This is a genomic window from Sphingomonas phoenicis, from assembly GCF_047238005.1.
GTDB lineage: Bacteria > Pseudomonadota > Alphaproteobacteria > Sphingomonadales > Sphingomonadaceae > Sphingomonas.
In genome coordinates, this window is record NZ_JBDFMC010000005.1 from 94,684 (window position 1) to 119,776 (window position 25,093).

The following is a 25,093-nucleotide window of genomic DNA, read 5'->3' on the forward strand; positions in this document are numbered from 1 at the left end:
CCGTCGGCCGATGCGATCGACATTGCGGCTGCGCCCGCGCGGGCATCCTACAGCAGCTCGCCGGGGCTTTCCGCACTGTCGAGGCCACGACGGTCGCGCCGACGCCTCCTGGGGCTCCTGGGAGCCTCTGCGGGGCTATTCACGCTTGCCTGGGCGGTAGCGTGCGGTCTGATCGGTGCCAGCCTCCACACGGAGGGCGGCACCTTCGTCTCTTCAACGGAGGCATCGCATGGGCCTCGATGACCGCGACTACATGCGCGATCGCTACCGTCAGCGTCAGGGGGGAAAGCGGGACGTTCCGCTAGGCTCCGCCAGCTGGATCGGCCAGACCGCCCAGCCTGCCGCGAGCGGGGGTGCCTGGTTCGAGCGGAAGAACCGTGGGCACACCTATCAGCAGGGTCGCTATCGCGGGCGGCGACCTGCTGTTCTTCGCCACGCGCGCTGGCTGATCCCGATCCTGTGCCTCTCGACGTACCTGGTCCCCATGTACTTCGACGCCAAGCGCGGCGGTTGGATGCCCGACCTAAAGCCCGGGATCGAGTTCCCCGAGTCAGGAAGCGTGACCGTTGCACCTAATCTCGCGCGGAAGCGGATCACGAGCCGTCTGTCCGTACAGACCAGCGACGCGAACGCCGTGGTTCAGCTATTCGACCCTGATACCGACGAGCACGTCCTTTCGGTCTACGTCGCGAGTAACGACAAGGTGGTGATCCCCGCTCCTAAGGGGACCTATCGGATGCGGATAGTTGAAGGTCGGAAGTGGCACGGGACCACGGACTACTTCGGTCCCAACACCCAATACGAGACTGTGGTGCAGCTCATGACCTTCCCCAAGGGCGGGGGGAACGGGATCGATCTCCGTCGCCGCGTCGACGGCAATCTTCCTACTCGGCCCATGCTGAGCGATCCGGAGGCGCTGCAATGACCAGCGCTCTTGCCAACAAGCGCCAGCACCTAGCCAGCCGCGATCGCGATTTGGCCCGCCACTCCGACCACGCAGCTTCCCACAATCAAGGCGCCCCCCTGCGTGCGTGGGGAAGGGGCGGCGCCGCGCGAGGTGACCGCATGAGCCAATGGCAGTTTGAGGAAATGGGCGAGTTCGGCTCCGAGGCCGACGCAGATCGCTGGGCGAAGCGAAACAACATCGCCCCACAGGACGTCCGCCTCTCTCGCAAGGGAGACGGCGTGGAGCTCGAGGTCCGGCGGTCGGCCCTCGGGGATAGTGGCAGCCGCCACAACGACCGGCGCGACGGCCGTCGCACCGGCTTTTTCTGAAGAGGGAGCACGTACGACCATGAAACTACATCGTCTCGCCGCGCTGGGAGCCGTCGCGCTTTCCATCGGCATGCCCGCTGTCGCCAGCGCCGCTCCCGGCAGCCCGGTCCTGCTCGCCATGGCGAGCTTTGCCGGCGAGAAGGGCGGGCCGGACGCCGCAGATCGCGCGGTGCTGAAGAAGGCGCGTTACAGCGCCCGCGCGGCCGCTCATGCGAAGGGCGACTGCAACGACTGCCCCGACTGCGCGGATTGCGCCGACTGCGACAAGGCCAAGGCGACGATCACGGCCGCCGAGGAGAAGGCAGGCATCTGTGACCCGACCAAGCACGGAGCCGCGAATAAGGGTAGCTTCGCCGGTGCTTAACCGGACTGTCCTGATCGCCGTGACGGCCGCTCTCGCGGCCGTCACCCCTTCCACCGTTTCGGCGCAGAAGCTCGGTCAGGGCGGCACCGGGGTCGACGACACCTCCACTCTGCCGCATTGCGACACTCCGCTGGGCGTCGCCGCCTTGGTCGAGCAAAAGACCGCCAACCCGACCGACAGTCTGTCCCCTCAGCTGCAGGCTCTCATGCGGATGGCGCAGATGCAGAACGGCGGGAGCACGGCCAATGTCGACCCGCTGCCCCTCGTGAAGCTGATGGCTGCCCGCAGCGGCTGCTTCCGCGTCGCCGACAGAGGGGATGCCTTCACCGCGCTGGAGCGCGAACGCGCGATCGCGGGCGCATCCGCGCCGGCGCGGCAGATCACCAAGGCGGACTACCTCCTGCAGGTGCAGGTCGTCTACTCCGATGCGAAATCGCGGGAGTCCGGCGGTGGCGTGGGCGGCGTTTTTGGCGGAGCCGTGGGTCTGAAGTCGAAGACGCTGGAGAGCCAGGTCCTGCTCACCCTCGTCGACGTTGACACGGGCATTCAGGAGGCCGTCGCCAGCGGGTCGGCCCGCAAGAAGGACATCGGCGTAGTCGGGGGCGGGCTGCTGCTCGGCCTCGGCGTCGGCGCGCTCGCGGGCACCTACGGCTCCACCGACATCGGCAAGATCACGTCGCTCGCGATGCTGGACGCCTACCGCAAGCTGATCACCGGCGCACAGCCGCGTCTAGCGGCACGGCTGAGGCCGGCTCCGCAGACGCTTCCGGCACCCGCGACCAGCCAACCAGCGGTGCCCTCCACGGCGCCGCGCCGGTAGGACGAGCCTCGCCGTGAACATGATGGATCGCTTCGGGCTCACCCAATGCCCGTACTGCTCCACCGGGCTCCTGCCCTGGACGCCGGGGAAGAGGCTGCATTATTGTGAGCGGTGCCAGCGGCCGCTCGCGATCTATCGGTCCATTCTTAAGCGGCGACGTTTCCGCATCATTCCGCTTTACGCCGCGATCCACGCGTTCGCGGCGCTCCTTGCCGTGATCGGCTTCACGTCAGTGCTGAGTTCGGGAGGAGGAGTGCGCGCGATCGTACTCGCAATCGCAGTCCCCATTGCCCTGTTCGGCGCCAGCGATGTCGCCGACGGCTACCTGTCGTGGCGGACCCGCGTCGACCGGAGCTGGCGCAAGGTTCGGGAGGGGCGCGGGGGCCGCCGCCTCGGCCTGGCGAAGATAGCATGGGGATCGATGGGCTGCTTCGTTGCCGTCTGCGGGCTGATGGCGCTCGCGCCGGCGCGCGCCGATGGCGTGCCGCCCTTCACGGTTCGGGCAGGTTCCCGGTGATCCCCTTGTGCCTCATAATCGGTGACAGCACCGGGGTCGGCACCGCCGCGGCTTTGGCTGCGCAAGGGATCCGATGCGAGGTTCACGCGCGGGTCGGCGCCAGCTCGTCCGACGTCGCGCGCACGTGGCGCGGCAGCCCGCCCGCCGCCCATGCTCTCCTTGCGATCGGGTCGAACGATCCGATGAACCCGGCGCTCGCGCGCAACCTGATGGCGGTGCGACGCCGCACGGCAGCGGCGCGGGTGACGTGGCTGCTCCCATATCACCCTTCCGCCGCCCGCGTAGTGGCGACGGTCGCTGCCTCGTTCGGCGACCAGGTCGTGCCGTTGTCGTTCCAGGCGACCGCTGACCAGATTCACCCCCGGAGCTACGGGTCGGTCGCTGTCAGCCTCGGCTGGAAAGAAGTTGCCGGTCTTCGGAAACTAGTTTCCGCGCCCACAGTCGTTTTCGGCGGAGCAACTCCTCGACGATCAGTGCCGCGAGCGACCGTACTCCTTATGCGATGAAGCGATCCCAGATACCCGCTGGGGCAGTACCTCGACACGGAACCCATTGCCGGCCGTTCAGCGCCGCTCTGCTGCTCGCCAAGACCGGACACCCGTTGGTCGCTTGGCGCACCCCGATCTACTTTCCCTTATCAGCATCGATTTGTTGCCCCGCGCGCTGTCGGCACCGTAAGGTGCTCGCATGGGGGAAACTTCTGCCGTCGAACAGTTCATCACAGAGTGGCGCGACACGGGTGGGTCGGAGCTCGCGAACACGCAGAGCTTCATCAACGGACTGTGCCGGCTGATCGGAGTGGAGCCGCCGCGCGGCAGCCGCACCGACGATGCCCAGAACGACTATGTTTTCGAGCGTCGCGTGTTCCAGGACAATGGCGACGGCACCGTCAGCTTCGGCCGGATCGACTGCTATAAGCGAGGCGCGTTCATCCTTGAGGCCAAGCAGGGAAGTGAGGCAGATCGCGCCGCGGCTGAGCGCGGCGAGGACGATCTCGACCTTTTCGGCCAGACGGCGTCGACACGCCTAAAGCGGGGCACGGCACGGCGCGGCACGCCCGGTTGGGCCAAGGCGATGGTGCAGGCCAAGGGTCAGGCCGAGCGCTATGCGAAGGCGCTGCCGGCGGACCATGGCTGGCCGCCGTTCCTGCTCATCGCCGACATCGGCTACTGCATCGAGGTCTATGCCGACTTCACCGGGACCGGGAAGTCGTACGCTCAGTTTCCCGATCGCTCTCGATACCGCATCATGCTCGACGATCTGCGCGATCCGGAGGTGCGCGAGCGGCTGGCGGCGATCTGGGACGTGCCCGCCAGCCTGGATCCCGCAGCCCGTGCGGCCCGTGTCACGCGCGACATTGCCGACCTGCTCGCCACGGTCGCTCGCCGGCTGGAAAAGCGCGGCCACACCGCAGAGCGCACCAGCGGCTTCCTCATGCGCTTGCTCTTCACGATGTTTGCAGAAGACAGTGGGCTGATCCCCGAGAAGAGCTTCACCAACCTGCTTAAGAACCAACGGGGCGCGCCGCAGCACCTCGAGCACCAGCTCACCGCATTGTGGGCGGCGATGGACGCCGGCGACTTCTCCCCGGCGCTTGGCGTGCCGCTCCGGAAGTTCAACGGCTATCTCTTCAAGGATCGCACCGCCATCCCGCTCGATGCCGAGGAACTGGAGGTGCTAATCCAGGCGGCCGAGCATCGCTGGACGGAGGTCGAACCCGCCATTTTCGGCACGCTGCTGGAGCGTGCGCTCAACCCCAAGGAGCGCGCCAAGCTCGGTGCCCACTATACGCCGCGCGCCTATGTCGAGCGGCTGGTCGGGCCGACGATCATCGAACCACTGCGCGCCGACTGGGCCGGCGTGCGCGTGGCCGCGACCGAGCTCATCGACCAGGGCAAGGCCGAGGAGGCACGCCGCACGGTTGAGACCTTCCACACCCGGCTCGCGCAGACGCGCGTGCTCGATCCCGCGTGCGGAACCGGCAACTTCCTCTACGTCGCCATGGCGCGGATGAAGGAGCTGGAGGGCGAGGTTCTCGACCTCCTGGTCGATCTTGGCGACGATCAGTATCTCGCCGAGCTGACCGGCCACACGATCACGCCGGAGAACTTCCTTGGGATCGAGATCAACCCACGCGCCGCGGCCATCGCGCAACTGGTGTTGTGGATCGGCTACCTCCAGTGGCACTTCCGCGTGAACGGCGCCGACCGTCCACCGCCCGAACCGATCCTGCGCGACATCCGCACCATCGAGAACCGCGACGCGCTGATCGCATGGGACGAGCGCGTGCTGGAGCGCGACGCCTCCGGCGCACCCGTCACTCGCTGGGATGGCGAGACGATGAAGCCGCATCCGGTCACCGGCAAGCCAATCCCGGACGAGGCGGCGCAGGTGGAGGTGTATCGCTACGCGAATTCGCGTGCGGCGACATGGCCGAAGGCGGACTTCATCGTTGGAAATCCGCCGTTCATCGGCAACAAGCGGATGCGGGAGCGACTGGGCGGCGGCTACGTGGACGCGCTCTTCAGCGCTTGGCGAATTCCACAGTCCGTCGACTTCGTGATGTACTGGTGGGAGGTCGCGGCAAGAGCTGTTCAGGCAGGCGAAGCTAAGCGCTTTGGCTTTATCACCACAAACTCGCTGACACAGACATTCAATCGGCAAGTGGTGGCGAAGCACCTCGCCGGAAAGCAGGATTTCTCGATTGCCTTCGCGATAGCCGATCACCCTTGGATTGACGAAACAGGCTCGGCGGCGGTTCGGGTTGCTCTTTCGGTAGCTTCTTCCGCCAGGGTAGCAGGGAAGGCGCTGGCGGTTCAGTCGGAGAGCAAGACCCCGGGCCTCGAGGTGCTGAGCGAAAAGGTAGGGATGGTCGGAGCAAACTTGCAGGTGGGAGCCGATTTGCTTTCGGCTGAGCCGCTACGGGCAAATTCAGGACTGGCGTCCTTGGGAGCGACCCTGATCGGTTCGGGATTCATTATTGATGAACGCGAACGTCAGAAACTGCTTGATCTCGAGCCCTCATCCGCGTCGATCATCCGGCCCTATACAAGCGGGCGCGATCTTACGTCCGGTGGCCGCGGGCTATATACGATCGATGCTTATGGAATGGAGGTGCGAAGCCTCGTTGAGGAGCATCCCCGCCTCTATCAGCATCTTCATGCGGCTGTGCTACCTCAGCGTCAGACAAATGCTCGGAAGTCATATCGGGATCGCTGGTGGATATACGGAGAGCCAAGGAACGACTTGAGAGCCGCTCTTGCAGGGCTTCATAGATACGTCATCACCGCGCGGACAGCAAAGCATCGCATGTTCGCATTTACCGACATTACAACGCTCGCAGAAAGTCGTTTGGTGGCGTTCGCGCTTTCGGATGCATTGACGCTCGCGGTACTGAGCTCCAAGTTTCACTCTATTTGGAGCATCGCTTGGGGAGCAAAGCAAGGTGTCGGCAACGATTTGAACTACAACATAGGGGAGTGCTTCGATCCGTTTCCCTTCCCGGCAGACGTTTCCGGGTCGCTGATTGCTCGTATCCGTGCGGATGCCGAAGCATTGGATGCCCTCCGCAAGCGCGTGCTCGCCCAGCATGCCGACCTAACGCTCACCAAGCTCTACAACGTCCTCGAAGCCCTGCGCGAAGGCCGCGTGCTGACGCCGCAGGAGCGCGACATCCACGATCGCGGGCTCGTCACGCTGATCCGCCAGCATCACGACGCCATCGATGAGAGCGTAGCGGACGCTTATGGCTGGGGCGACGAGCATCGAGCTGGTACGCTGGGCGATGAGACGATCCTCAGCCGCCTGGTGGCGCTCAACAAGGAACGGGCGGCGGAGGAGGCGCGTGGGCTGGTCCGCTACCTGCGCCCCGAGTTCCAAGACCCCGGTTATCGCGCGCCGATCGCGGCCACGCTCGATCTTGGCCCGTCGGCGGTGGCACCGGTCAGCAACGTCATTTCCTGGCCGGCGACCTTGCCGGAGCAGGTCGGCGCGGTACAGTCGATCCTCGCCGCCGCTCCTGCGCCGCTGGCGGCAGCGGACATCGCTCGCAGCTTCAAGGGCAAGCGCGCCGCCACCGTCCGCCCGGTGCTCGATGCGCTTGCAGGCCTCGGCATGGCCCGCCGCCTAAATGATGGGCGCTACGCGGCATGAGCGTGAGAGGAATGACTTGAGACTTGAAGTCGATAGTGATGACTTTGCGCGACGCTTCGCGCTGCGTCCTGGGCAACTTATGTGGTTCTTAGGCGCCGGCGCATCCGTATCGGCAGGCGTACCAACCGCCTGGGACATGATCTGGCAATTCAAGCAAATCCTCTACGCCGCTCAGCGGCGGGTTCCGCTTGCCACCATCGCCGACACCAGCAATCCGAGCGTACGAGCATTGCTCAATGCCCATGTCAGCGGCTCAGGCAGCCTGCCGCCGCCCGGTGCTCCCGATGAGTACGCAGCGCTTTTCGAGGCTGCGTACCCCGCCGAGAAGGATCGGCGCACGTTCATTGATGGAATGATCGGCGGTGCGAAGCCCGCGTACGGCCATCTAGCTCTGGCTGCACTGTTTAAGGCGGGGCATGCGCATCTCGTTTGGACCACCAACTTTGACCATCTGGTCGCAGATGCCTGTGCGCAGACCTATGGGACCACCAAGCCCCTGAGCGTCATAGCCCTCGACGCGCCCGAGCTGGCGGCAGAGAAGATCAATGCTCAGCAATGGCCTATCGAGATCAAGCTTCACGGTGACTTCCGGTCGCGCCGGCTCAAGAACACATCCGACGAGCTCAGGCACCAGGACGCACAGCTCAGGGACGTGTTCGTCGACTCCTGCCGACGAGCGGGCCTGATCGTCGGTGGCTACAGCGGGCGCGATGCATCCATTATGGATGCATTCGAGGCGGCGCTGGAGCGACCGGGCGCTTTTCCCGGTGGCCTGTTTTGGCTCCATCGCGGCGAGGACGAGCCGTTCGACCGCGTTACCCGGTTGCTCGAACTCGCCCACGCGGCCGGGGTCGATTGCGGTCTCGTCAGGATCGAGAATCTGGACGAAGCTCTTCGCGACTTGGTGCGCCTGCTGCCCGACCTCGACACAACCGCGCTCGACAGCCTTGGCCAAAAGCAGCGTTGGTGGACAGCCGCGCCGGCCCTGACTGGCAAACACAATTGGCCACTCGTTCGGTTGAACGGGATCGAAGTGGAGTCCATCCCGACCAATGCCCGCCGGATCGTCTGCGGCATTGGCGGAGCAGCTGAGGTCCGAGATGCCATACTGGCGGCAAGTGCGGATCTGATTGCCACCCGGACCAGCGGGGGCGTTATCGGTTTCGGCTCCGACCAGGAGTTCCGTCGCGTTTTCGCGCCGTTCGACATCGAGGATTTCGACTTATCCGTCTTCGAGGATCGGCGGCTACGCTATGACTCCGGCGAGCGAGGCCTTTTACGAGACGCGCTGGTTCGCGGGCTGTGCAGGGCACATGGGCTCAATGCCAAGCGGCGACGCAACATTCACATCTTGGCACCGCATAATCCAATCGACGAGCAATGGGCGCCGCTGCGGGCCCTGGTAGGCCCTGTTAGAGGCCAACTCGACGGGGGCACTGTACAATGGCGCGAGGGCCTCGGTATCCGCTTGGATTGGGCGGACGATCGCCTCTGGCTGTTGGTAGACCCCCGGATCGACACGGAGGACGACGGCTCCGTCGCGAGCCGGGCGAAGGCAGCCGATTTCGCGCGTGAGCGCACCGCGCGCCGGTACAATCGCGATGCGGACAAGCTCATTGACTTCTGGACGGGGCTGTTTGCCGGAGAAAACGTCCGGGCGCTTGAGATTGGCGACGGGATCGACGCGTCCTTCAGCTTGGGCCGACGAACCGCGTTTTCATACAGGGTGACGCCATGAGCAGCGAAGTCTCACCCCATGTCTGGTACCCCGAGCCTGAGCTCCTGTTCCATCCTGAGCGAACCGGCGATCGGGACATCCATCCGCTACGCGGCCTCAAACGGTTCGGGCCATATTCTGCCTCGCAAGTGCCCAGCCCCATTCGTGTCGCCACCATCGCACCGGCTGGGGAATCTACCCGCCTGTTCGGCTTCATGCAGGAACTGCACCGGACCTTCTCGCCGCGGGAGCGGACCGACTATCTTCCCGAGTGGCCTGGCTTCTCGGCGGTGTTCAACACGAGGGTGACCGCTGCGCCGGCCAAGTGCCGTGTCGAGCTTGAGCCGGCACTGGACGGTGACCTGGCAGCCAGTCCCGCGCCGCAGACCTTGCTCGCTGACCGTCTCATCCAGGCGGTGCGGTCCCTGGAAGCCTTCCGCACCGAGTTCGACGTCCTGTTCGTCTACCTGCCTGATCGCTGGGAGGCCGCCTTCTTCGGCCAAGATGACGATTTTGACCTGCACGACTATCTGAAAGCTTTCGCCGCGGTCCGGGGCATGCCGATTCAGATCGTGCGCGAAGGGCGCGCGCTGTCCTACTCATGTCGAGCCAGCGTGATGTGGCGGATTGGCCTTGCCATCTACGCCAAGGCAGGCGGCGTGCCCTGGAAGCTGGCCGATACCAAAGCGGAGACGGCCTTCATCGGGATCTCCTACGCCGTCCGCAATGACGACAGCGGCAACCCACGCTTCGTGACCTGCTGCAGCCAGGTCTTCGACGAGGACGGGGCGGGGCTGGAGTTTATCGCTTTCGATACCAACGAAATCCAGGTGCAACGCGAGAACCCGTTTCTGTCGCGTGCCGAGATGTTTCGCGTGATTACCCGATCGCTGGAACTGTACAGGCGGCGGCACGCCGGGCGCTCGCCTCGGCGCGTCATGATCCACAAGACGACCGAATTCAAAGATGACGAGATTGCCGGCTGCTTCGAGGCGCTACCGGTGTGCGAGGCGGTTGATCTCATCCAGGTCGTCGACGAGGTTGGGTGGCGTGGGGTGTGGTGGGAGCAGGACCCTAACAATCCCCGCCGGAACGAGGCTGCTGCCTATCCGGTCAAGCGGGGTACACTGGTTCAACTCGGGCCGCGCGATGCCCTGCTCTGGATCCACGGTGCGGTGGATGGCCTCGGCAAGCGTCCACACCTGCAGGGAGGGCGAGGCACGCCCAAACCGATCCGCCTTGTCCGACACGCCGGACATGGTTCCTGGGACGATACGGCAATGGCGGCGCTGGCGCTGTCCAAGATGAACTGGAACAACGACGGGCTCTACGATCCTCTGCCCGTCACCATGAGCTACGCCAAGGTGCTCGCCCGAGTCCTCAAACGCATGCCGCGCTTGGGCAGTGCGCCGTTCCAGTTCCGCTTTTTCATGTAAGCGGCGCTCCGACGATCGTTAAGCCGGATCCCGAGCAACTCAGCGCTGGCAAGTCAGCAGCGAAACCGACCGGTCATCTGCGCCTGGTACCCCTGATACTCGGTTAATCCGTTTCCAGCTTATCCGAATTCCCTACGTCCTTATTAAGAGCGGACGTGTATACCCTGTCGTACCGGTCATAAGTGACTGGAAGCGACCAGGTCTATGTGTCCGGTCACTCGCCCTTGTTCCCCGACGGTAAGCGGCTCATCTGAGGTCTAAGGAGACCTGACGTGAGTGACAATACCCAAACTACCGCGACCGACGTGGCGGCCAAGCCAAAGAAAGGGAATGCCGGGTCGGCGAACAAGTGGGGCGCCAAGGTGATTGCCCTGGGCTTCTGCATCCTGCCCTCTTTGCTGCTGCGGGCGCAACGGCGTCTCGGGCTCAACCCGACCCAGCTTGCCGTACTCATCCAGCTCGCTGACTTCTGGTGGGATGCCGGCCGTAAGCCGTTTCCCAAAAAGGCGGACCTCGCCCAGCGGCTCGGTCTTAGCGAACGGCAGGTCCAGCGGTACATCGCGGAGTTGGAGGAGGCGGGCTTGGTGCGCCGTATCGAGCGACGTGCCGCGCATCGTGGTAAGATCTCGAACGAGTATGATCTTCAGGGGCTGGTCGATAAGCTGGCCGAGATCGAACCCGACTTCCGTGAGGCCGCGGAGGACGCGCGGGCAAAGCGCGAGGCAGCTGCTCGGCCAGGTCTGCGCCGGCGCGGCAAGCCGACCGCAACCGCCAGTTCAGAAGAGGCCTAAGTGGCAGTTCGGCTCAACAAGAAGGTCCTGTGTTTCATCGATGAGTATGGGACGGCCGGATCTGCGCCGTTCCATCTCGGCGCGGTGTTCGTGCTGGCGAGCGAGGCTGGACGTCTGGATAAGGGCTTCAGTGACCTGCTCGAGGCAAATGCCAACGAGATCCATGCGGTGAACCTCTCGGACGGTTATCTCCAAGGCCTGCTCGACCGCCTGCGTGCTGGCTCTCACCTCGATCGGGTAGTCATGATCAATCAGAAGTTTCCCGTCCAGAAAGGCGATCCGCCGGTTCTTTACGCTCAGGCTGTGGTGGAGACGGTGAAAATCGGCCTCAAGCGGTTTCGCCCGGTTCTGGGGCGGGACAGCGTCTCGAATGTGGATGTTGTTACCGACGTGAACCAGCACAATGATCATCCAAGCTTCGCTGGCGAGCTTGAGCGAGCACGGCAGGACGATGGTCGGTTTCGCGGCGTCAATCGCGTTGTGCGATTGGACTCGGCGGCGTCTCGCCTACTGCAGCTTGCTGACGTTGTCGCTTATGCCCGCAAGTGGATCGTTGCTGAGGAGTTCAACGCCCGAGGATTGCGGGAGCGCTTCGGGATCGAGCTTCTTTGAAAAGAAAGAGCCGCCCCGAAGGGCGGCTCAGAGAACTCGGCAGGGAGTGGTGGCCGGCAACCAAGGCTTGTAGACCCTGGGTAGCCACGGCGCTCGCCCAACACACGGCCGGGACAAGTCGCCTTGCAGGTCTCCCTGCAATCTCCATGTACGCGGCACGCGAGCCGGATACAAGGGGTCCGGACGTTCGTTACTAGTACGCCCGGACGAGGGTGCCCATACCGCAGAGGCGTTAACGTCCTGTGACACGCCTTGCCCATCCGAAGGCGCGGTGCTTCTGAAGCCGCCTCGCTACAGACCCGATCGATCGTTTATGGCCACCATGGTCACAGCTGCAACAATCCCGCCTCCGACACGGTACGCCTCTCATCGAGCTTGAAGCGCTGATCAAGGATACAAAGCCGTCCAAGCCACTAAAGAAGCGGCGCGACTTCAGATGAAGCCGCATGAGACAAGGGAGGATGCTCCAGCCTGAGCCTGCGCCGTGCCGGCGTGCTGACAAGCGGCAGCTTATGCCATGTCCGTCGCGGAAAGTAGCCGGGCCGCTTCCCGCCCATCATCTCGACAGGTGGGCGACTTTTCTCGAATGTCATTGTGCCTAAACAGAATGTAGCTGATCACGTGATGCTCACCTCTTCATAGCAACCAGATCTGCGCAGCTGGCGCACGATGCCGTTGAAGGCCGCGGTGACTCCTTGCGCACGGCCAATTTCGTTGGGCTGACAGGCAGCATCCCAGAACAGCAGCAGGGGCCACTTCTCGGGGCAGTGCGGCAGAAGGCACCGTAGCGCCAGCTTCACGTCGATCCTGTCAATCCGCGTGTCAGACGAACGAGCCGCCGCCGCCCGAAGCACATCGAGGGAATAGCTGATGATCTTGCGTTGGTGCAGCGGAAGGCGAACCATGAGTCAGCGAAAGTCGCGCGACTGCATCCGCACGACCTCTTCGGGATCCATGCCCTCCGCGTGGGGTGGCCAGTAGCAGTTACGGGAGGACGGCTTCCAAACAGCATCGCCGCGGTCGGGCGTGCCACCATGCCGGGCACCGTCACCGCGCCCGGTATGATGCGGGAAAGACATCTCGCCGACGCGAAGCAGCAGGTCGCCGTGGTCGATAATCCGGTCGCAGATGACGTGGATCACCTCGCCCTCTTTCTGAACTCTACCCTTCATGCAGATCATCGACGCTGACATGACGGTGCGCCGCTGCGCCTCAAAACGATCGGGCCATAAGATCCCGTTCGCGACGCCGGTCTCGTCCTCGATCGTTATGAAGAGGACGCCTTTTGCGCTGCCGGGCTTTTGCCGGACGAGGATGATGCCTGCGACCTCGACGTGCCGCCCATCGCGAACACCGGCAAGATCCGCACAACGCGTCACACCACGGCGCGCGAGCTCGTCCCGCAGGAACGCCACCGGATGCGCGCGGAGGGAGAGCTGCAGCGACCTGTAATCCTCGACTACCTCGCGCCCGTCGGTAAGCGGCCGCAACGCGACGTCCGGCTCGACGCCCTCCGGACTGAAGGCAATCGCCGCGCGATCAGCCGCTGCAAAGAGAGGAAGGGGCGCTTCCCCGAGCCCACGCACCTCCCAAAGGCCCTGCCGGCGATCCGCGCCGAAGCCGTGGAAGACGTCGGCATCGGCCAGCTTCTCGATCGCGGCACGCTGGACGCCGGAGCGGCGCCAGACATCCTCCACGGACTCGAATGGCGCCTCCCCGCGCGATGCCACGATTGCCGCGCCATCGGCATTGGACAACCCCCGCACCTGGCCAAGCCCGAGGCGGACGGCCAGATAGGGACCACTGGTCGGTTCCAGACTGCAATCCCACCGGCTCGCGTTGATGCAGGGAGGCCGAACATCGACACCATGCTTGCGGGCATCTCCCACGATCTGTGCGACCCCGTAGAATCCCATTGGCTGGGCGTTCATCAGGCTTGCGCAGAAGACGTCGGGATGATGATGCTTCATCCAGCTCGACGCGTAGGAGATCTTCGCAAAACTCGCAGCGTGACTTTCCGGAAAGCCGTAGCTGCCGAAGCCCTCGAGCTGGCGGAAAGTGCGTTCCGCGAAGTCCCTGGGATAGCCCCGCTCGACCATCCCGCCGATCAGCTTCTCCGAAAAGCGCGACACGCCCCCGGTAAACTTGAAGGTGGCCATGGCCCTTCTCAATTGGTCGGCCTCTGCGGCGGTAAAACCAGCCCCGACGATAGCGACCTTCATCGCCTGTTCCTGGAAGAGGGGCACCCCCAGCGTCTTCTCCAAGACACTGCGGAGCTCGGGGCGCGGGTACTCGGGCCGCTCCAGGCCTTCGCGACGCCGGAGGTATGGATGCACCATGTCGCCTTGGATCGGACCCGGCCGGACGATCGCGACCTGGATGACAAGGTCGTAGAATCGCTGCGGTTTCATGCGCGGCAGCATGTTCATCTGCGCGCGGCTCTCGATCTGGAAGGTCCCGAGGGTGTCGGCCTTCTGGATCATCGCGAACACGGCGGGATCGTCGTCCTGCAGGTCCGCAAGCCCGAGCCGGATACCTTTCGCCTGTTCAAGAAGGTTGAACGCCCGGTTCATGCAGCCGAGCATTCCCAGCCCCAGGACGTCCACCTTCATGAACCGCAGGGCGTCGATGTCGTCCTTGTCCCATTCGATGATCTGACGATCATCCATCGCGGCCGGCTCGATCGGCACCAGGTCGTCGAGCCGATCCTGGGTTAGGACGAACCCGCCTGGGTGTTGACCGGTATGGCGCGGCACGCCGATGAGCTTGCGTGCGAGGTCAAGAGTGAGGCGCAGACGCCGGTCGGCGTTGTTGAGGTTCAGCTGCTCGAGATGCTGCTCGCCAACACCGTCGACCGACCATCCCCATACCAATCCGGCGAGAGCCTTCGTCAGGTCCTCAGGGAGCCCCAACGCCTTGCCGACGTCGCGGACCGCCCCCCGCGCTCGATAGCGCTGGATCACCGCCGTTAGCGCAGAGCGGTCCCGGCCGTAGGTCTCGTAAATCCACTGGATGATTTCCTCGCGTCGTTCGTGCTCGAAATCGACGTCGATGTCGGGCGGCTCGCGCCGCTCGCCCGAGATGAACCTTTCGAACAGCAGTTCATGCTTGATGGGGTCGATCGAGGTAATGCCGAGGACGAAGCACACGCACGAATTGGCCGCCGAACCGCGCCCCTGGCACAGGATGCCGCGCCGGCGGGCCTCGCGGACGATCGAATGGACGGTCAAGAAGTAGGGCGCGTAGGACAGCTCGCGGATCAGCTTCAATTCGTGGTCGAGCTGGTCCCGGTATGCCGCCGGCACGTCGTCGGCGAACATCTGCCCGGCCGCTTCCGCCGTTAGCTGCTCCAGCGCCTCGTGTGCGCTCAGCCCTTCGATCAACCGCTCGTGGGGGTATTGGTAGGCGAGCTCTCCCAGGTCAAAGGTGCAGGCTCGCGCGATGTCGACGCTGGCGCGCAGCGCATCCGGATAGGCGGCGAAACGCCGCACCATTTCCTCCGGCGACTTGAGCGCGCGATCCGCGTTGACCTCGCGGCGGTAGCCGAGCTCGTCCACCGTGCATTTCTCCCGGACCGCGGTCACCACGTCCTGAAGGAGGCGCGCCTCGGGCGCATGGTAAAGCACGGCACCCGTCACGACCGCGCGCACGCCCGCTTCCCGCGCCTGCCGGGCGAGCGCATCGATGCGCACCGCATCACCCGGCCGGCGCCGCTGAAACAACGCCAGGTACCCCCGTCGGCCGTAGAGCGCCTTGAGGTCTGCCAGCGCCGCTGAGTTCGCTTCGTCCGGCTCCTCCGGAAGGAGGATCGCGATCAACCCCTCAGACCACGGTGCCAGATCCTGCCATTGAAGCTCGCAGCCGCCTTTGCCGGCGCGGCGCTTCCCGATGGTCAACAAACGACATAGCCTCGACCAGGCGGGCCGATCGGTCGGGTACAGGATCAGTCGTCGGCCATCTACGAAATCGACACGCGCTCCCGCGATCGAGCGTACGGAGGTCTGCTTCTGCGCCTCCCAAGCCCTGACGACGCCGGCGACCGTACCCAGGTCGGCCACGCCGAGCGCCCGATACCCGAGCAGCGCCGCGGCCGAAAAGAGCTCTTCCGGAGACGAGGCGCCTCGGAGAAGTGAAAAGTGGGTGAGGAGCTGCAACTCGACATAGTCCGTCATCCGAACACGCCGTGAATCCACCAGCTTCGATCGCCGGTATCGTCCTCCACTCCATCACCGCGCCGGAACACCCAGTACCGACCCCCCGCCTCGTCCTCGACGCGGTAATAGTCGCGCACCGCCCAAACCTCGGCCTCGCGCCGCCACCACTCGCCATGGATGCGCTCCGGTCCGTCGCCGGCGACGACGCGGTGGGAGCGGCCGCGCCACTCGAACCGTCGCGGGGGATGGTCAGGCAGCAACGCGATCACGCTCGCGAGAGGCTCCGGATGGGCGAACAGGCGTACCGGCCGTGGCCAACTTGGCCACGCTCCGGTCTCGCCGACCGGATCAACCCTGACGGCCGCCCGCTCAGGGACGTGGCTCTCCAGCGGAGCGACGCAATACACTGACCGCTCCCCAATCCTGCCGGCGACGACGTCGACGAGGCGAGCGGGATCCCGCACGAGCACCTCGCCCGCCAGGACGGCACCGAGGTCCGTCGCAACAAGCGGCTCGGTATGCGGCGCCACCATGCAGAACTGTTCCAGTCCCAGACCTGGATCGATGCGCTCGACCCTGAGCTTCAGGAGGCGCAGAAGATGCTTCGCATCGCGCGTCGCGCGCGAGGTGCCGATCGCGACGCGCTGCTCGCCGCCGTCCACACGGAGGCAGGATAGCTGGACCGACCTTGCGCCGAGCCCACGCTCCTGCAAGACACCGGCAAGGTCATCGAGAAGGTCCGCCATGACCTGCACGATTGCTTCCGCGGTGCCGATCGGCTCCAGCAGACGACGCTCGACAGCCGGCGCGACAGGATCGCTCACGGCCGTGATCGGCTCTGCCGCGGCGCCCAGCGCCTGATCGAGGCGGGTCACCACTCCGAGGCCCAATCGCCGGGCGAGGGGACCCCGCGCGACGGGCAGGAGATCACCAATCGCCTCGAACCCGAAGCGGCGCGCGGCGCTTAACGCCACCGGCTCGAGCCGCAACGCCGCGACCGGCAGGGAGGCGATGGCCGCGACCGTCCCGCCGGCAGGCGCCCAGGTCAGATCGGCCGGTCCGAACCGGGCGAGAGCGTGCGCGGCGCCGGGCGTGTCCGCGACCGCGACGCGGGCAGTGAACCCCGCGCGCGCGCAGAACGATCGCAGGCGCCGGGCGAACCGCTCTTCTCCGCCATGCAGATGCGCGCAGCCCGCCAGGTCCAGCCAGAGGCCATCCGGCGGAGTGACCTCGACGAGCGGAGACCACCGCCTGACCGCCAACAATGCAAGCCGGGAAAGGACCGCGGCATCCGCGTCGGGCTGAGCAGGCCGCACGTCGAGTTCGGCGACGAGCGCTCGTGCATGGGTCGCCGCCATGCCGATGCTGATGCCCAAGCTCCGCGCGGACGCGCAGGCGGAGACCACCTCCTCGCGTCGACCAACTTTTCCGACGAGCACCAGCGGCTCGTGACCCGTCCCAGCGGCCGCCATCGCTGCGGCCGGCGCAGTCGGCGATGCCAGCTTGGTGCCGTGGCGAAACGGCTGATCAGCCGCTTCCAAGCGACGCCCCAGTTCTCGGACCGGAGGCTGAGCATGGACGGGGAGGGCGGCTACCTGCCGCTCCACCTCCGCGCGGGTTGGCTCTTCAGCTCGCGCCCATCGTGCGCCCGGCCGCCAGCCACCACCGCGCGGGACCGAACAGGCACCGGGATCGGTATCGACAGGCAGCTCGATGGCGCGCAGCGGCTCAGGCCGCCGCGGTGCGTACCGCTCCAACCGCCTCAGCCTCTCGATGGCCAAGTGCGGCAGGAACAGTGAGACGACCCGTCTCATCGCATCCCTCCACGATCAGGGAAAATGGTTCACCGCCGCGCTGTCGCACCAGTTCGACCTGCCAGCGCGCGCGGCCTACCCCCGCCACGGCGAGGCGTGCGGATGGCGCAACGCCTATCCGCCAACGGGTCCATGCGGCCGATGGCTCGGCATACGGGTCGGGCTGGCGCGCCCGCGATCGGCGCAGCAGTAGCACCGGGATGTCCGCGTCGGCTGCCACGAGCTGCAAACGCCGCGCCGCTATCATCGGGAGGCGCGAAATCTCTCCGATCACTGCTGCCGGGGTGCCGTCTCGCACCGCGTCCTCCATGACCGCCAGCAGCTGCGCGTCCTCCCGCGCTTCGGCATAGATGACATCAGACGCCAGAAGCCCCGCTTGGGCGAGACCCGGCGCGTACAGATCCGTTCGGCAGGTCACCCAAAGCACCGGCTGACCACGTCCAAACGCCTCTCGCGCGGCGATGCCGGCGAGGAAGAGCGTCGTTGCGGCATCGTCTGCCAGCGTGGCCGCGAGCGCCGTCGCTTCGTGCAGCGCGCCCGCACGAAGCCCTCCACCTAGACGAGCATCGAGATCAGTAATTCCGAACGGCATGACGCGGTGGTCCTGGGCGGCCGGCGCTGCGAAAGCGCGGAGGTCGGCGAGAGAAGGGTTAAGCGGAACGGAAGCGGCTGGCATAATCGACTAGACTCAGATCGTTCTCTCTATGTTCCGTCAACGAGGGGGAGCCGTCAACCCGGCCGAACGGGTGCGGTAAGAGACTAAGGCACCGCGGGAACGGCGGAATCCTGCGGAACAGACCCACGACAAGGCATAAACATAAGGAGAAGATTTTTCTTTCGTTTGGCGCTTGGCTGACTCATAGGATCGTTGTGCCGATCCGACCCGAGAACCGCTGGCTTTATCCGATCGACTGGCCCCAGCTCTCTGCGGCCATTCGCTTTGATCGTGCAGGCGCTCGGTGTGAGCAGTGCGCGCGGCCGCATCTGCGACTGATCGCGCACCTCGGCGACGGTCGCTGGTGGGACGCCAACAACGCCTGCTGGCGATCGGGAACGGGGCGCCGCATCAGGACACGACAGGCCTTCGATCTGGCTGTCGTGCGCGTGACCTACGTCGTGCTCGCGTGCGCGCACCTGGACCATGATCCCGCGAACAGCGCGCCCGCGAACTTGGCTGCGCTGTGTCAGCGCTGCCATATGCTCCACGATGCTGCCGAGCACCGCTGGCAACGGTGGTGGAATGCCTATCGGCTGCGGGCACTTCGCGACCTGTTCGAGGATCCCCGACTGACACGCGAACGGCTGCTCGGCGGTCCCTAGGGCAAATCCTTCACCGATCAGCTCTTCGCACGGTTCCTGCGCTTGGGTGCCGCCTTGGCCGGCGCCGGAGCCGGCTCCGGCTCACTGGGCGCGCTACGTTTGCGGCCGAGCCCGAGCGACTTGGCCATGGCAGAACGAGTGGCGCTGTAGTTCTCCGCGACCATCGGGTAGTCGGGCTTGAGGCCATAACGCTGCCGGTATTCCTCCGGCGTGAGGCCGTTGGTCGCCAGATGGCGGCGAAGCGTCTTGTACGGCTTGCCGTCGATCATGCTAACGATGTGATCCTTCGACGCTAGCGACTTGCGGACGCTCACCGCTGGTGCGAACCCTGCCTCCGGCTGCGCTTCCCCGACCTTGGGAACGACGTTTGAAAGCTGGCTTACCGCATTGTGCATCGACTGGAGGAAGCCAGGAACGTCGTCGGCGGCAACACGGGTATTGGAGTTGCTGAGCCAAGCGATCGTCAGCTCCGCCGCAAGCTCCACAGCGTTGACCGATTCAGCGCCGCCTTGTCCTTCCGCCATTACCACTCCCATCATCAGTTTAGCGGCCGGCCGCTCGCCGAACCGCATTGGTGTCAAACGCCCGTATAGCGAGAGCAACGTCAAGCCGCGACTGCCCCCTTCCACCGGTGCCGAGCGGCCGTCACCACGTCAGAAGTCGAGGTTCCTCTTCTCCATCTGCGCTGCAGCGAGGTCCGCGATCGCGCCTTCGCCATCGGTCAGCTCGAACACCTTGATCACTGCCTTGTCGTCGAGCCACTCGACCATCTGCCTCACCGCGCTGGCATCGGCCTGATCGAGCATCATGGTTGTCTCACTCTCGACGGTCATTATTGTCCCTCACGAACGAACCGGAGAACACCTACCATGAACACGTCCGACCTCGCCAAGAAGATCGCGGCCACGACAAACTCCACCGAGCCCCAGGCGAAGGCGACGATACAGGCCGTCTTCACCGAGATCGCTGAGGCGGCCGGACGTGGGGAGGAAGTGTCGATCCCCGGCTTCGGCAAGTTCACGGTAAAGGACCGCCCGGCACGCCAGGGCCGGAACCCTGCGACGGGGAAGCCGATGGACATCGCCGCATCCAAGAAGGTGTCGTTTGCCGCTGCAAAGAGCCTCAAGGACAAGCTCTGAGCCAGAGGCGGACGGTCGGCCGCCATTATGGCCCGCGCATGATTCTCGGGCTGCGGAGGATGTACGGTCCGGCGCCTTGCTCCTCCGCGAGGATCAATAGTATCCCCTGCCGTTGCGGTGTTCTCGGAAGGCGTTGTCCCACTTGGTGGCAACATCGCTGTCCACCGGCCTGGAGCCCACGGCAAAGTCAGCCAATATCTGATCGATATGGGATGCTGCCATGGGAACCCCGAAGGGCGCTGTATGATTTCGGGTGAGGTGCCAGACATACGCCTTCTCGTGTTCGGTGACCGGCTCTGACTTGCCCGAGGCGACGTCCTGGAACTGACGTCGTGCTGCCGATTACGGTCGCCGCTTACGAAGCCGCAAAGCGTCGTAGAACGTCAAGTAGCGTCCTACCAGTTGAGCATAGCGAACCTCGAGATCGAGCGCCGTTTGCGGCACAAAGGCCTCCTTGTGACGTTTAAGCCACAGATAGCTGTCGCATCTCGTACGGCAAGCTGCTAGATTTCGAGGTCTGACGTCGAGGATCACGATCATGCCGCTTCGTGGCTGGACGAATAGCTGGGACATCGCTGCCACTGGCGTATATCGGCCTGGGGTCGAGCAAGCGCATGAGGATCAGCTTGCACGTCTTCGCGACGATGAGCCAACGGTCCTCGTTGGGTCCGATAGCTCGCTACTTGGCCTAGTGGTAATAGGACTATTCCTGCTTGTTGTAGCGGCGTTCATCTTCTTCCCCGAGCAGCTTGCCGCTATCTTCGCTTAGCGTGCCACTTCGTATCCGTGCCTTCCGCGTGCTCGCGCTGGAGGTCGGAGGCACCGATCACCGACCCAGTGTGTGACTCCTGCAAGCCAGTCACCGCGTCTCCGATCTCACCTTGTCCTGCAGCGATAGCACCACGCCTCGCGTCGCGGGCTGAATCTTCGCCCTGTGGTCCACCGCGACCGGACACGTGATGGGCAACGCTGCCGCTCATTTGCTCGACCGATGCTGGCTTTGGGGCGACCACGTCGACGATATCCCGTTCTTCCAAGCGCGAAGAAACGGTCCCGCGAGGACCCCCGATGTAGTCCCGCATCGCGGCCTTCACGATCTCGTCGCGTGCCATGCGCTGATCGAGGTTGAGGTTTGTCCGATAGATGTCGGGTGCGTTCAGCGCCGCATAATCGCCGTGCTGTAGTTCGAAGTATCTGGACGCGACATACTGGCTCATGTCCTCGGTCAGCGTGTACCCGTGGGTCTCGGCATAGCTTGCTGCCTCCTCCAGTCGCCGGCCCTTGTCGTCCAGTGCCGAGGCTTCACGGTTGATCCGCTCGGCGTGCTCCTTGAAGGTCTCAGACGTGGAGGTGTTGCCGGCGAACTGCTCGTTTCGGTACGACGACCCGTCGCGGTGGTAGGTGCCGTCCGAGACCTGGGTGTCTTGGCCGTTGCCATGCGTTTGATCGGCACCATGCGTTGTGCCGTCCGTAGACTGATCGCCACGCGAGCGCTCCGTCCCTCGATCGAGCTGAATGCCGTCCGAAATGTTGCCGCCATGGCTGATATCCGCGCCAGCCCTGATGGGCGAGAGCTTGCCCAGCAAAGACCCTTTGCCTCCGATGCTGACGCCCGCCGACATAGAGGCGCTGCTGGTCTCGTTCGACGTGTAAATGTCCCGAGCACCCTCGCTCCCGCGCACTCCCGAGGTAATCTGACGAGACTGGCTGTTCCCATCCGTCGTCGACATTCCCCGACGATCATAGCTGGTGGTATTCGACCCACTCTCGGTGCCAGACGAACCCTCAGTGCCGAACGAATTGCGTGTGCCAGAGGTGAAGGCGTTCGAGCTGCGGCTTCCTGCGCCCCAACTCTCGGAAAGTGAGTTCCGCAACTGATTTGCCTGGTTGTGGTACTCGGCCGCGCTCTGGCGCATCTCTGCCACGCCGCCCTCGCTGATCGTGAACTTCTGCGGCAGGTTGCTGATCGCGCCCGTCGAATTGTAGACCATGGCGCCGTTGGCCATGTAGTTCGTCTGCGAGCCATCGTCGTTAAAGAAGGACTGGCGGGCGAAGCCGCCGGTCACCATTGGTGCGGTGTCCCACTTGTTCGCCTGGACCATGCTCGACGTGAGGTTCTGGAACGAGGTGTTGCCATACGAGTAGTTGCCGGTCGTCCGTTCGGTCGCCGCCTGCTCGGCCGCGTTTTGCGCCGGCATCAGCATCGACGTCGCCTGTCCCGCGATCGCCATTGCGCCCTTCGCCATCCCGGCCGCCAAGAAAGGCACGCTCATCATCAGAAATCCGGCGAGCGTCGAGATATCGACGTTCACGCTGTCGATGCCGTCGGCGACCAGAAGGGTCGGCCCGTTCGGCGCCACTGCCGCGTACGCGCTTGCCGCCCGGCTCATCACGAACATGTGCAGGATGACGTACAGCGGCCCCCAGCTCGCGAGGTAGAAGAACCCCACGGCATACCCCTTCAGCGTCGAGACGCCAGTTCGCGGAAATAGGAAGAGCGGGAAAAGGACGGGGAACATCGCGTAGAAAACAACGGTGAGCACAATGCCGAGAAGGGGAACCCACGTCATCGCTTGCTGGGCGATGGAGGTGTAGGTGTTCTTGGCCTGCGCGTCGGCACGCTGCGAGGCATACGCGTCCCAACCCGCATCGGAGAAGCTTTCCCGCGCGGCCAGGAAGGCGTCGATGGTCGATACCTGCTTCAGGTACGAGTACGCATCCTTGGGCGTGCCGTGCATGTACCCGGCCACGATCGGCAAGTCGTCGCGCAGCTTCTGCGCCGCGATCGTGTCGGCGAGCTTGGGATAGGTGTTCTTCGCAAACGGCAGCAGATCCTTGTCGATCGCCGCGTTGAATTGGCTGTCGAGCCGCGAATAGGCCTCGTTGCAAGGGATGATAGACGCCTCTGTCGTGCCGGGCCCGGTCGACGTGATCCACTTTTGACTGCGCGCCGGGCTGCCCGGCCCGATCGCCGCCCAGGTGTTGGTGGAGCGGGTGAGGTCGTCCATCGACTTGAAACCCAGCAGCACGTCGTAGAACGTGCATTGCTTCAGCTGCTCGTCGAGGTTGGCCCGGAACACGGCGTCGGTGATCTGGAAGGTCCGGGCCTTCTCCATTAGTCGCGCACCGTAGATCATCCCGTTGTTTGAGAGCGCCACGGCATTGGGCATGACGAACACGGTTTCGGCCGTCCGCGTCATCCAGTCGCCGATCTGGCTGGTGAACGACGCCATCACGCCGAGGCCCAGTGGGACGTTGTCGACGACGGCGGGTGCTAGGCCCGGGTTGATCCGGTCGGTCACCTTGACCGTCACGGTCGGCACCATCAGCAGCATGTAGATAAGCGTCGACTGGACGAACCAGTTGAGCCACGCGCGCCAATCCAGCGAGAAGGCCACCACGCACAGCGAATAGGCAAGGCCCATCACCATCACGACCTGGAGGAGCGACCGGTAGCCGCCACCTTCGCACCAAGCCGCGACCGCGTTGAAGACGTTGACGATGTACTCGCCGCCGCCAATGGTGAACACTTCGAGCGTGGGCATCGTACCCGTTCCCTCTTACCGGAGGCCCTGAGCTGACAGACCCCGGCCGAACCGGAGAGAGGCGGTCATCTGGGGGCTCATGGTGTTCTTGAGTGTGGATTCGAGCATCTGCGTGCGCTCGATCACGCGGTAGGTGTCGTTGAGGTTCGCGCTCATGCGCTGGCTCTTGCGGGCCAGTTCGGTCTTCACGCTGTCGACCTGGCTGCGCCACGTCTTGAACTCGTCCATGTTCACAAACGCGGCACCGCTCTGCGCGCGCGATACGACGTCGAGCATGCGGTCGATCTGCGCCATCAGCAGGTCGATCGCGACGATCTCGGACAGGCTGGACTTGTCGGCCGGTGACATGCCGAAATGCGCCGCCTCGTCTACCACAAGGATCTTGTAGAGCGGGATGCTGGTCATCCCGAGCAGGCTGATCTCCTCGCCGGAGAGGGCCGAGTTGGTGCGGATCTTGGCGCTCATGCTGTCGAGCATCTTCATCACGCGGGTGCGGAAGGCCTGGTCGTTCGATACACTCAGGTCCTGGTTGGTGGGGTTGAGACAGCCCTTTTCGTCGCTGGTGTCACACCGCAGCACCTTGGTCGGTGCCGTAGCGGAGCCGTCGAGCAAGGTTTGGTACATGTCCCAGCTGGCGGGGGCGATGAAGTGGAAGCCCCCCATGCTGTCCGCCTTCTTCGTGGAGTCGTAGATTATCGTCCCGACCATCGTCATCAGGAACTCCGCGTACTCCGTCGGCGGTTTGGTGGCCGACTTCGACATCAGCGCATACCAGGTGTAATTCTTGCTCTGGACGAGCTCGGCCGCATCACCCGCCTTGGCGATGGTGTCCTCGCGCTCGCCCTTGTTCGTGCAGCCGTGGCGCGCCGCGGCCGCGTCGGAGAAGAAGCCTTTGGCGCCGCCCACCTGCTGGCAGATGGTAGAGCTCGCCCCGTCCATCGCCGGCCAAATCGAGCCGATCGCCTGCTGAGCGGCCTCGCAGCTCGACATGTTGAAGGCGTTGAGCTGCTGAACCCGCTGGCTCATGTCCTTCATCACCCCGCCGATCTGCGCGGAGATGCTGTCGATCGCGAGCTGGAAGGCGAAGCCGATCGCGTTGTTTGCGGTCGCCTTCAGCATGGCGACCATCTCGTCGGCGTTGATGAAGCTGAAGCTGCCGGCGAAGAGATCGATTCCGCCGCACCCAGCGCGGGCGCTCGGCAGTTGGACGTTGACAGGGTTGATCGTCTTGGACGGGAACCGGCTCCACAGGCTGCCGCCCGAGTAGTAGCCGGCCGACTGCCCGTTGAACGCGGACGGGCCGGTGACGTTCGCTGCGGTGCCGGCCGAGTTGAAGTAGCTGTTCATCTCGGAGCCGACGTCGGCCATCGCCGGCGTGACGACCAGGCCGCCGAGGGCCAGGATCATGGTGATCTGCGCGAAGACGGCCGCACAGAA

21 protein-coding genes are annotated in these 25,093 nt (G+C 64.6%); 12 read left to right on the forward strand and 9 right to left on the reverse strand.

The window, feature by feature from the left end; all coding sequences use genetic code 11:
* Positions 1-229: 229 nt before the first annotated feature.
* From ABC319_RS19315 to ABC319_RS19335, 5 genes are all read left to right on the forward strand, one after another.
* A complete protein-coding gene (locus tag ABC319_RS19315) occupies positions 230-925 on the forward strand; it encodes a hypothetical protein (RefSeq protein WP_413071892.1) in 696 nt (231 codons plus the stop codon).
* A 140-nt stretch (positions 926-1,065) separates the two neighbouring features.
* Positions 1,066-1,275 carry a hypothetical protein gene (locus tag ABC319_RS19320; protein ID WP_413071893.1) on the forward strand — a complete coding sequence of 70 codons (210 nt, stop codon included), beginning with the start codon at positions 1,066-1,068 and terminating at the stop codon, positions 1,273-1,275.
* A gap of 19 nt (positions 1,276-1,294) precedes the next feature.
* The gene (locus ABC319_RS19325; protein WP_413071894.1) at positions 1,295-1,639 is read left to right on the forward strand and encodes a hypothetical protein; all 345 of its coding nucleotides are present in this window, start codon (positions 1,295-1,297) and stop codon (positions 1,637-1,639) included.
* A gap of 19 nt (positions 1,640-1,658) precedes the next feature.
* Positions 1,659-2,459 (forward strand): CsgG/HfaB family protein, encoded by an 801-nt coding sequence (locus ABC319_RS19330; RefSeq protein WP_413071895.1) that lies wholly within the window; start codon positions 1,659-1,661, stop codon positions 2,457-2,459.
* Between the two features lie 13 nt (positions 2,460-2,472).
* On the forward strand, positions 2,473-2,976 hold the full coding sequence (locus ABC319_RS19335) for a hypothetical protein (protein WP_413071896.1): 504 nt from the start codon (positions 2,473-2,475) through the stop codon (positions 2,974-2,976).
* Between the two features lie 82 nt (positions 2,977-3,058).
* On the opposite strand, the gene ABC319_RS19340 is transcribed toward ABC319_RS19335, so the two are convergent.
* A complete protein-coding gene (locus ABC319_RS19340; protein ID WP_413071897.1) occupies positions 3,059-3,205 on the reverse strand; it encodes a hypothetical protein in 147 nt (48 codons plus the stop codon).
* A gap of 458 nt (positions 3,206-3,663) precedes the next feature.
* On the opposite strand from ABC319_RS19340, the gene ABC319_RS19345 reads away from it, so the two are divergent.
* The 5 genes from ABC319_RS19345 (at position 3,664) to ABC319_RS19365 (ending at position 11,684) form a co-directional block, all read left to right on the forward strand.
* The gene (locus ABC319_RS19345) at positions 3,664-7,128 is read left to right on the forward strand and encodes a class I SAM-dependent DNA methyltransferase (protein WP_413071898.1); all 3,465 of its coding nucleotides are present in this window, start codon (positions 3,664-3,666) and stop codon (positions 7,126-7,128) included.
* A gap of 136 nt (positions 7,129-7,264) precedes the next feature.
* Entirely contained in the window at positions 7,265-8,866 is a 1,602-nt protein-coding gene (locus ABC319_RS19350) for an SIR2 family protein (protein ID WP_413071899.1), read from the forward strand.
* The gene (locus tag ABC319_RS19355; protein ID WP_413071900.1) at positions 8,863-10,281 is read left to right on the forward strand and encodes an argonaute/piwi family protein; all 1,419 of its coding nucleotides are present in this window, start codon (positions 8,863-8,865) and stop codon (positions 10,279-10,281) included. The genes ABC319_RS19350 and ABC319_RS19355 overlap by 4 nt, the downstream gene beginning before the upstream one ends.
* Before the next feature lie 272 nt (positions 10,282-10,553).
* Entirely contained in the window at positions 10,554-11,072 is a 519-nt protein-coding gene (locus tag ABC319_RS19360) for a helix-turn-helix domain-containing protein (RefSeq protein ID WP_413071901.1), read from the forward strand.
* Positions 11,073-11,684, forward strand: a complete 612-nt coding sequence (locus tag ABC319_RS19365) for a DUF3800 domain-containing protein (protein ID WP_413071902.1) — start codon at positions 11,073-11,075, stop codon at positions 11,682-11,684.
* Between the two features lie 617 nt (positions 11,685-12,301).
* Here ABC319_RS19365 and ABC319_RS19370 read toward each other — a convergent pair.
* Genes ABC319_RS19370 through ABC319_RS19385 form a run of 4 tightly spaced genes read right to left on the reverse strand, consistent with a single transcriptional unit; the run spans position 12,302 to position 18,244 of the window.
* Positions 12,302-12,589, reverse strand: a complete 288-nt coding sequence (locus ABC319_RS19370) for a hypothetical protein (RefSeq protein WP_413071903.1) — start codon at positions 12,587-12,589, stop codon at positions 12,302-12,304.
* A 3-nt stretch (positions 12,590-12,592) separates the two neighbouring features.
* Positions 12,593-15,856, reverse strand: a complete 3,264-nt coding sequence (locus tag ABC319_RS19375) for an error-prone DNA polymerase (RefSeq protein WP_413071904.1) — start codon at positions 15,854-15,856, stop codon at positions 12,593-12,595.
* Positions 15,853-17,652 carry a Y-family DNA polymerase gene (locus ABC319_RS19380; RefSeq protein ID WP_413071905.1) on the reverse strand — a complete coding sequence of 600 codons (1,800 nt, stop codon included), beginning with the start codon at positions 17,650-17,652 and terminating at the stop codon, positions 15,853-15,855. The genes ABC319_RS19375 and ABC319_RS19380 overlap by 4 nt, the downstream gene beginning before the upstream one ends.
* Positions 17,567-18,244 (reverse strand): ImuA family protein, encoded by a 678-nt coding sequence (locus ABC319_RS19385; RefSeq protein WP_413071906.1) that lies wholly within the window; start codon positions 18,242-18,244, stop codon positions 17,567-17,569. Before ABC319_RS19385 ends, ABC319_RS19380 begins: the two co-directional genes overlap by 86 nt.
* A gap of 278 nt (positions 18,245-18,522) precedes the next feature.
* Here ABC319_RS19385 and ABC319_RS19390 point away from each other — a divergent pair, with 278 nt between their 5' ends.
* A complete protein-coding gene (locus ABC319_RS19390) occupies positions 18,523-18,972 on the forward strand; it encodes a hypothetical protein (protein ID WP_413071907.1) in 450 nt (149 codons plus the stop codon).
* 17 nt (positions 18,973-18,989) lie between these two features.
* Here ABC319_RS19390 and ABC319_RS19395 read toward each other — a convergent pair whose 3' ends face one another.
* The gene (locus ABC319_RS19395; protein WP_413071949.1) at positions 18,990-19,496 is read right to left on the reverse strand and encodes a Ros/MucR family transcriptional regulator; all 507 of its coding nucleotides are present in this window, start codon (positions 19,494-19,496) and stop codon (positions 18,990-18,992) included.
* Between the two features lie 129 nt (positions 19,497-19,625).
* Positions 19,626-19,781: a hypothetical protein gene (locus tag ABC319_RS19400; RefSeq protein WP_413071908.1), complete on the reverse strand. Its 156-nt coding sequence runs from the start codon at positions 19,779-19,781 to the stop codon at positions 19,626-19,628.
* Between the two features lie 60 nt (positions 19,782-19,841).
* Between ABC319_RS19400 and ABC319_RS19405 the strand changes: the two genes are divergently transcribed.
* Entirely contained in the window at positions 19,842-20,111 is a 270-nt protein-coding gene (locus tag ABC319_RS19405; RefSeq protein ID WP_413071909.1) for an HU family DNA-binding protein, read from the forward strand.
* A gap of 755 nt (positions 20,112-20,866) precedes the next feature.
* On the opposite strand, the gene ABC319_RS19410 is transcribed toward ABC319_RS19405, so the two are convergent.
* A complete protein-coding gene (locus ABC319_RS19410; RefSeq protein ID WP_413071910.1) occupies positions 20,867-23,656 on the reverse strand; it encodes a conjugal transfer protein TraG N-terminal domain-containing protein in 2,790 nt (929 codons plus the stop codon).
* Positions 23,657-23,671: 15 nt separating this feature from the next.
* Complete coding sequence (locus ABC319_RS19415; RefSeq protein ID WP_413071911.1) at positions 23,672-25,063, reverse strand: conjugal transfer protein TraH; 1,392 nt, start codon at positions 25,061-25,063, stop codon at positions 23,672-23,674.
* Positions 25,064-25,093: the final 30 nt, after the last annotated feature.

Excerpts from the sequence above, each read along its gene's own strand:
- ABC319_RS19315 (WP_413071892.1), top strand. The coding sequence starts at position 230 with ATGGGCCTCGATGACCGCGACTACATGCGCGATCGCTACCGTCAGCGT.
- ABC319_RS19320 (WP_413071893.1), top strand. The coding sequence starts at position 1,066 with ATGAGCCAATGGCAGTTTGAGGAAATGGGCGAGTTCGGCTCCGAGGCC.
- ABC319_RS19325 (WP_413071894.1), top strand. The coding sequence starts at position 1,295 with ATGAAACTACATCGTCTCGCCGCGCTGGGAGCCGTCGCGCTTTCCATC.
- ABC319_RS19345 (WP_413071898.1), top strand. The coding sequence starts at position 3,664 with ATGGGGGAAACTTCTGCCGTCGAACAGTTCATCACAGAGTGGCGCGAC.
- ABC319_RS19350 (WP_413071899.1), top strand. The coding sequence starts at position 7,265 with ATGATCTGGCAATTCAAGCAAATCCTCTACGCCGCTCAGCGGCGGGTT.
- ABC319_RS19355 (WP_413071900.1), top strand. The coding sequence starts at position 8,863 with ATGAGCAGCGAAGTCTCACCCCATGTCTGGTACCCCGAGCCTGAGCTC.
- ABC319_RS19370 (WP_413071903.1), bottom strand. The coding sequence starts at position 12,589 with ATGGTTCGCCTTCCGCTGCACCAACGCAAGATCATCAGCTATTCCCTC.
- ABC319_RS19375 (WP_413071904.1), bottom strand. The coding sequence starts at position 15,856 with ATGACGGACTATGTCGAGTTGCAGCTCCTCACCCACTTTTCACTTCTC.
- ABC319_RS19380 (WP_413071905.1), bottom strand. The coding sequence starts at position 17,652 with ATGAGACGGGTCGTCTCACTGTTCCTGCCGCACTTGGCCATCGAGAGG.
- ABC319_RS19385 (WP_413071906.1), bottom strand. The coding sequence starts at position 18,244 with ATGCCGTTCGGAATTACTGATCTCGATGCTCGTCTAGGTGGAGGGCTT.
- ABC319_RS19395 (WP_413071949.1), bottom strand. The coding sequence starts at position 19,496 with ATGGCGGAAGGACAAGGCGGCGCTGAATCGGTCAACGCTGTGGAGCTT.
- ABC319_RS19400 (WP_413071908.1), bottom strand. The coding sequence starts at position 19,781 with ATGATGCTCGATCAGGCCGATGCCAGCGCGGTGAGGCAGATGGTCGAG.
- ABC319_RS19405 (WP_413071909.1), top strand. The coding sequence starts at position 19,842 with ATGAACACGTCCGACCTCGCCAAGAAGATCGCGGCCACGACAAACTCC.
- ABC319_RS19410 (WP_413071910.1), bottom strand. The coding sequence starts at position 23,656 with ATGCCCACGCTCGAAGTGTTCACCATTGGCGGCGGCGAGTACATCGTC.
- ABC319_RS19415 (WP_413071911.1), bottom strand. The coding sequence starts at position 25,063 with ATGATCCTGGCCCTCGGCGGCCTGGTCGTCACGCCGGCGATGGCCGAC.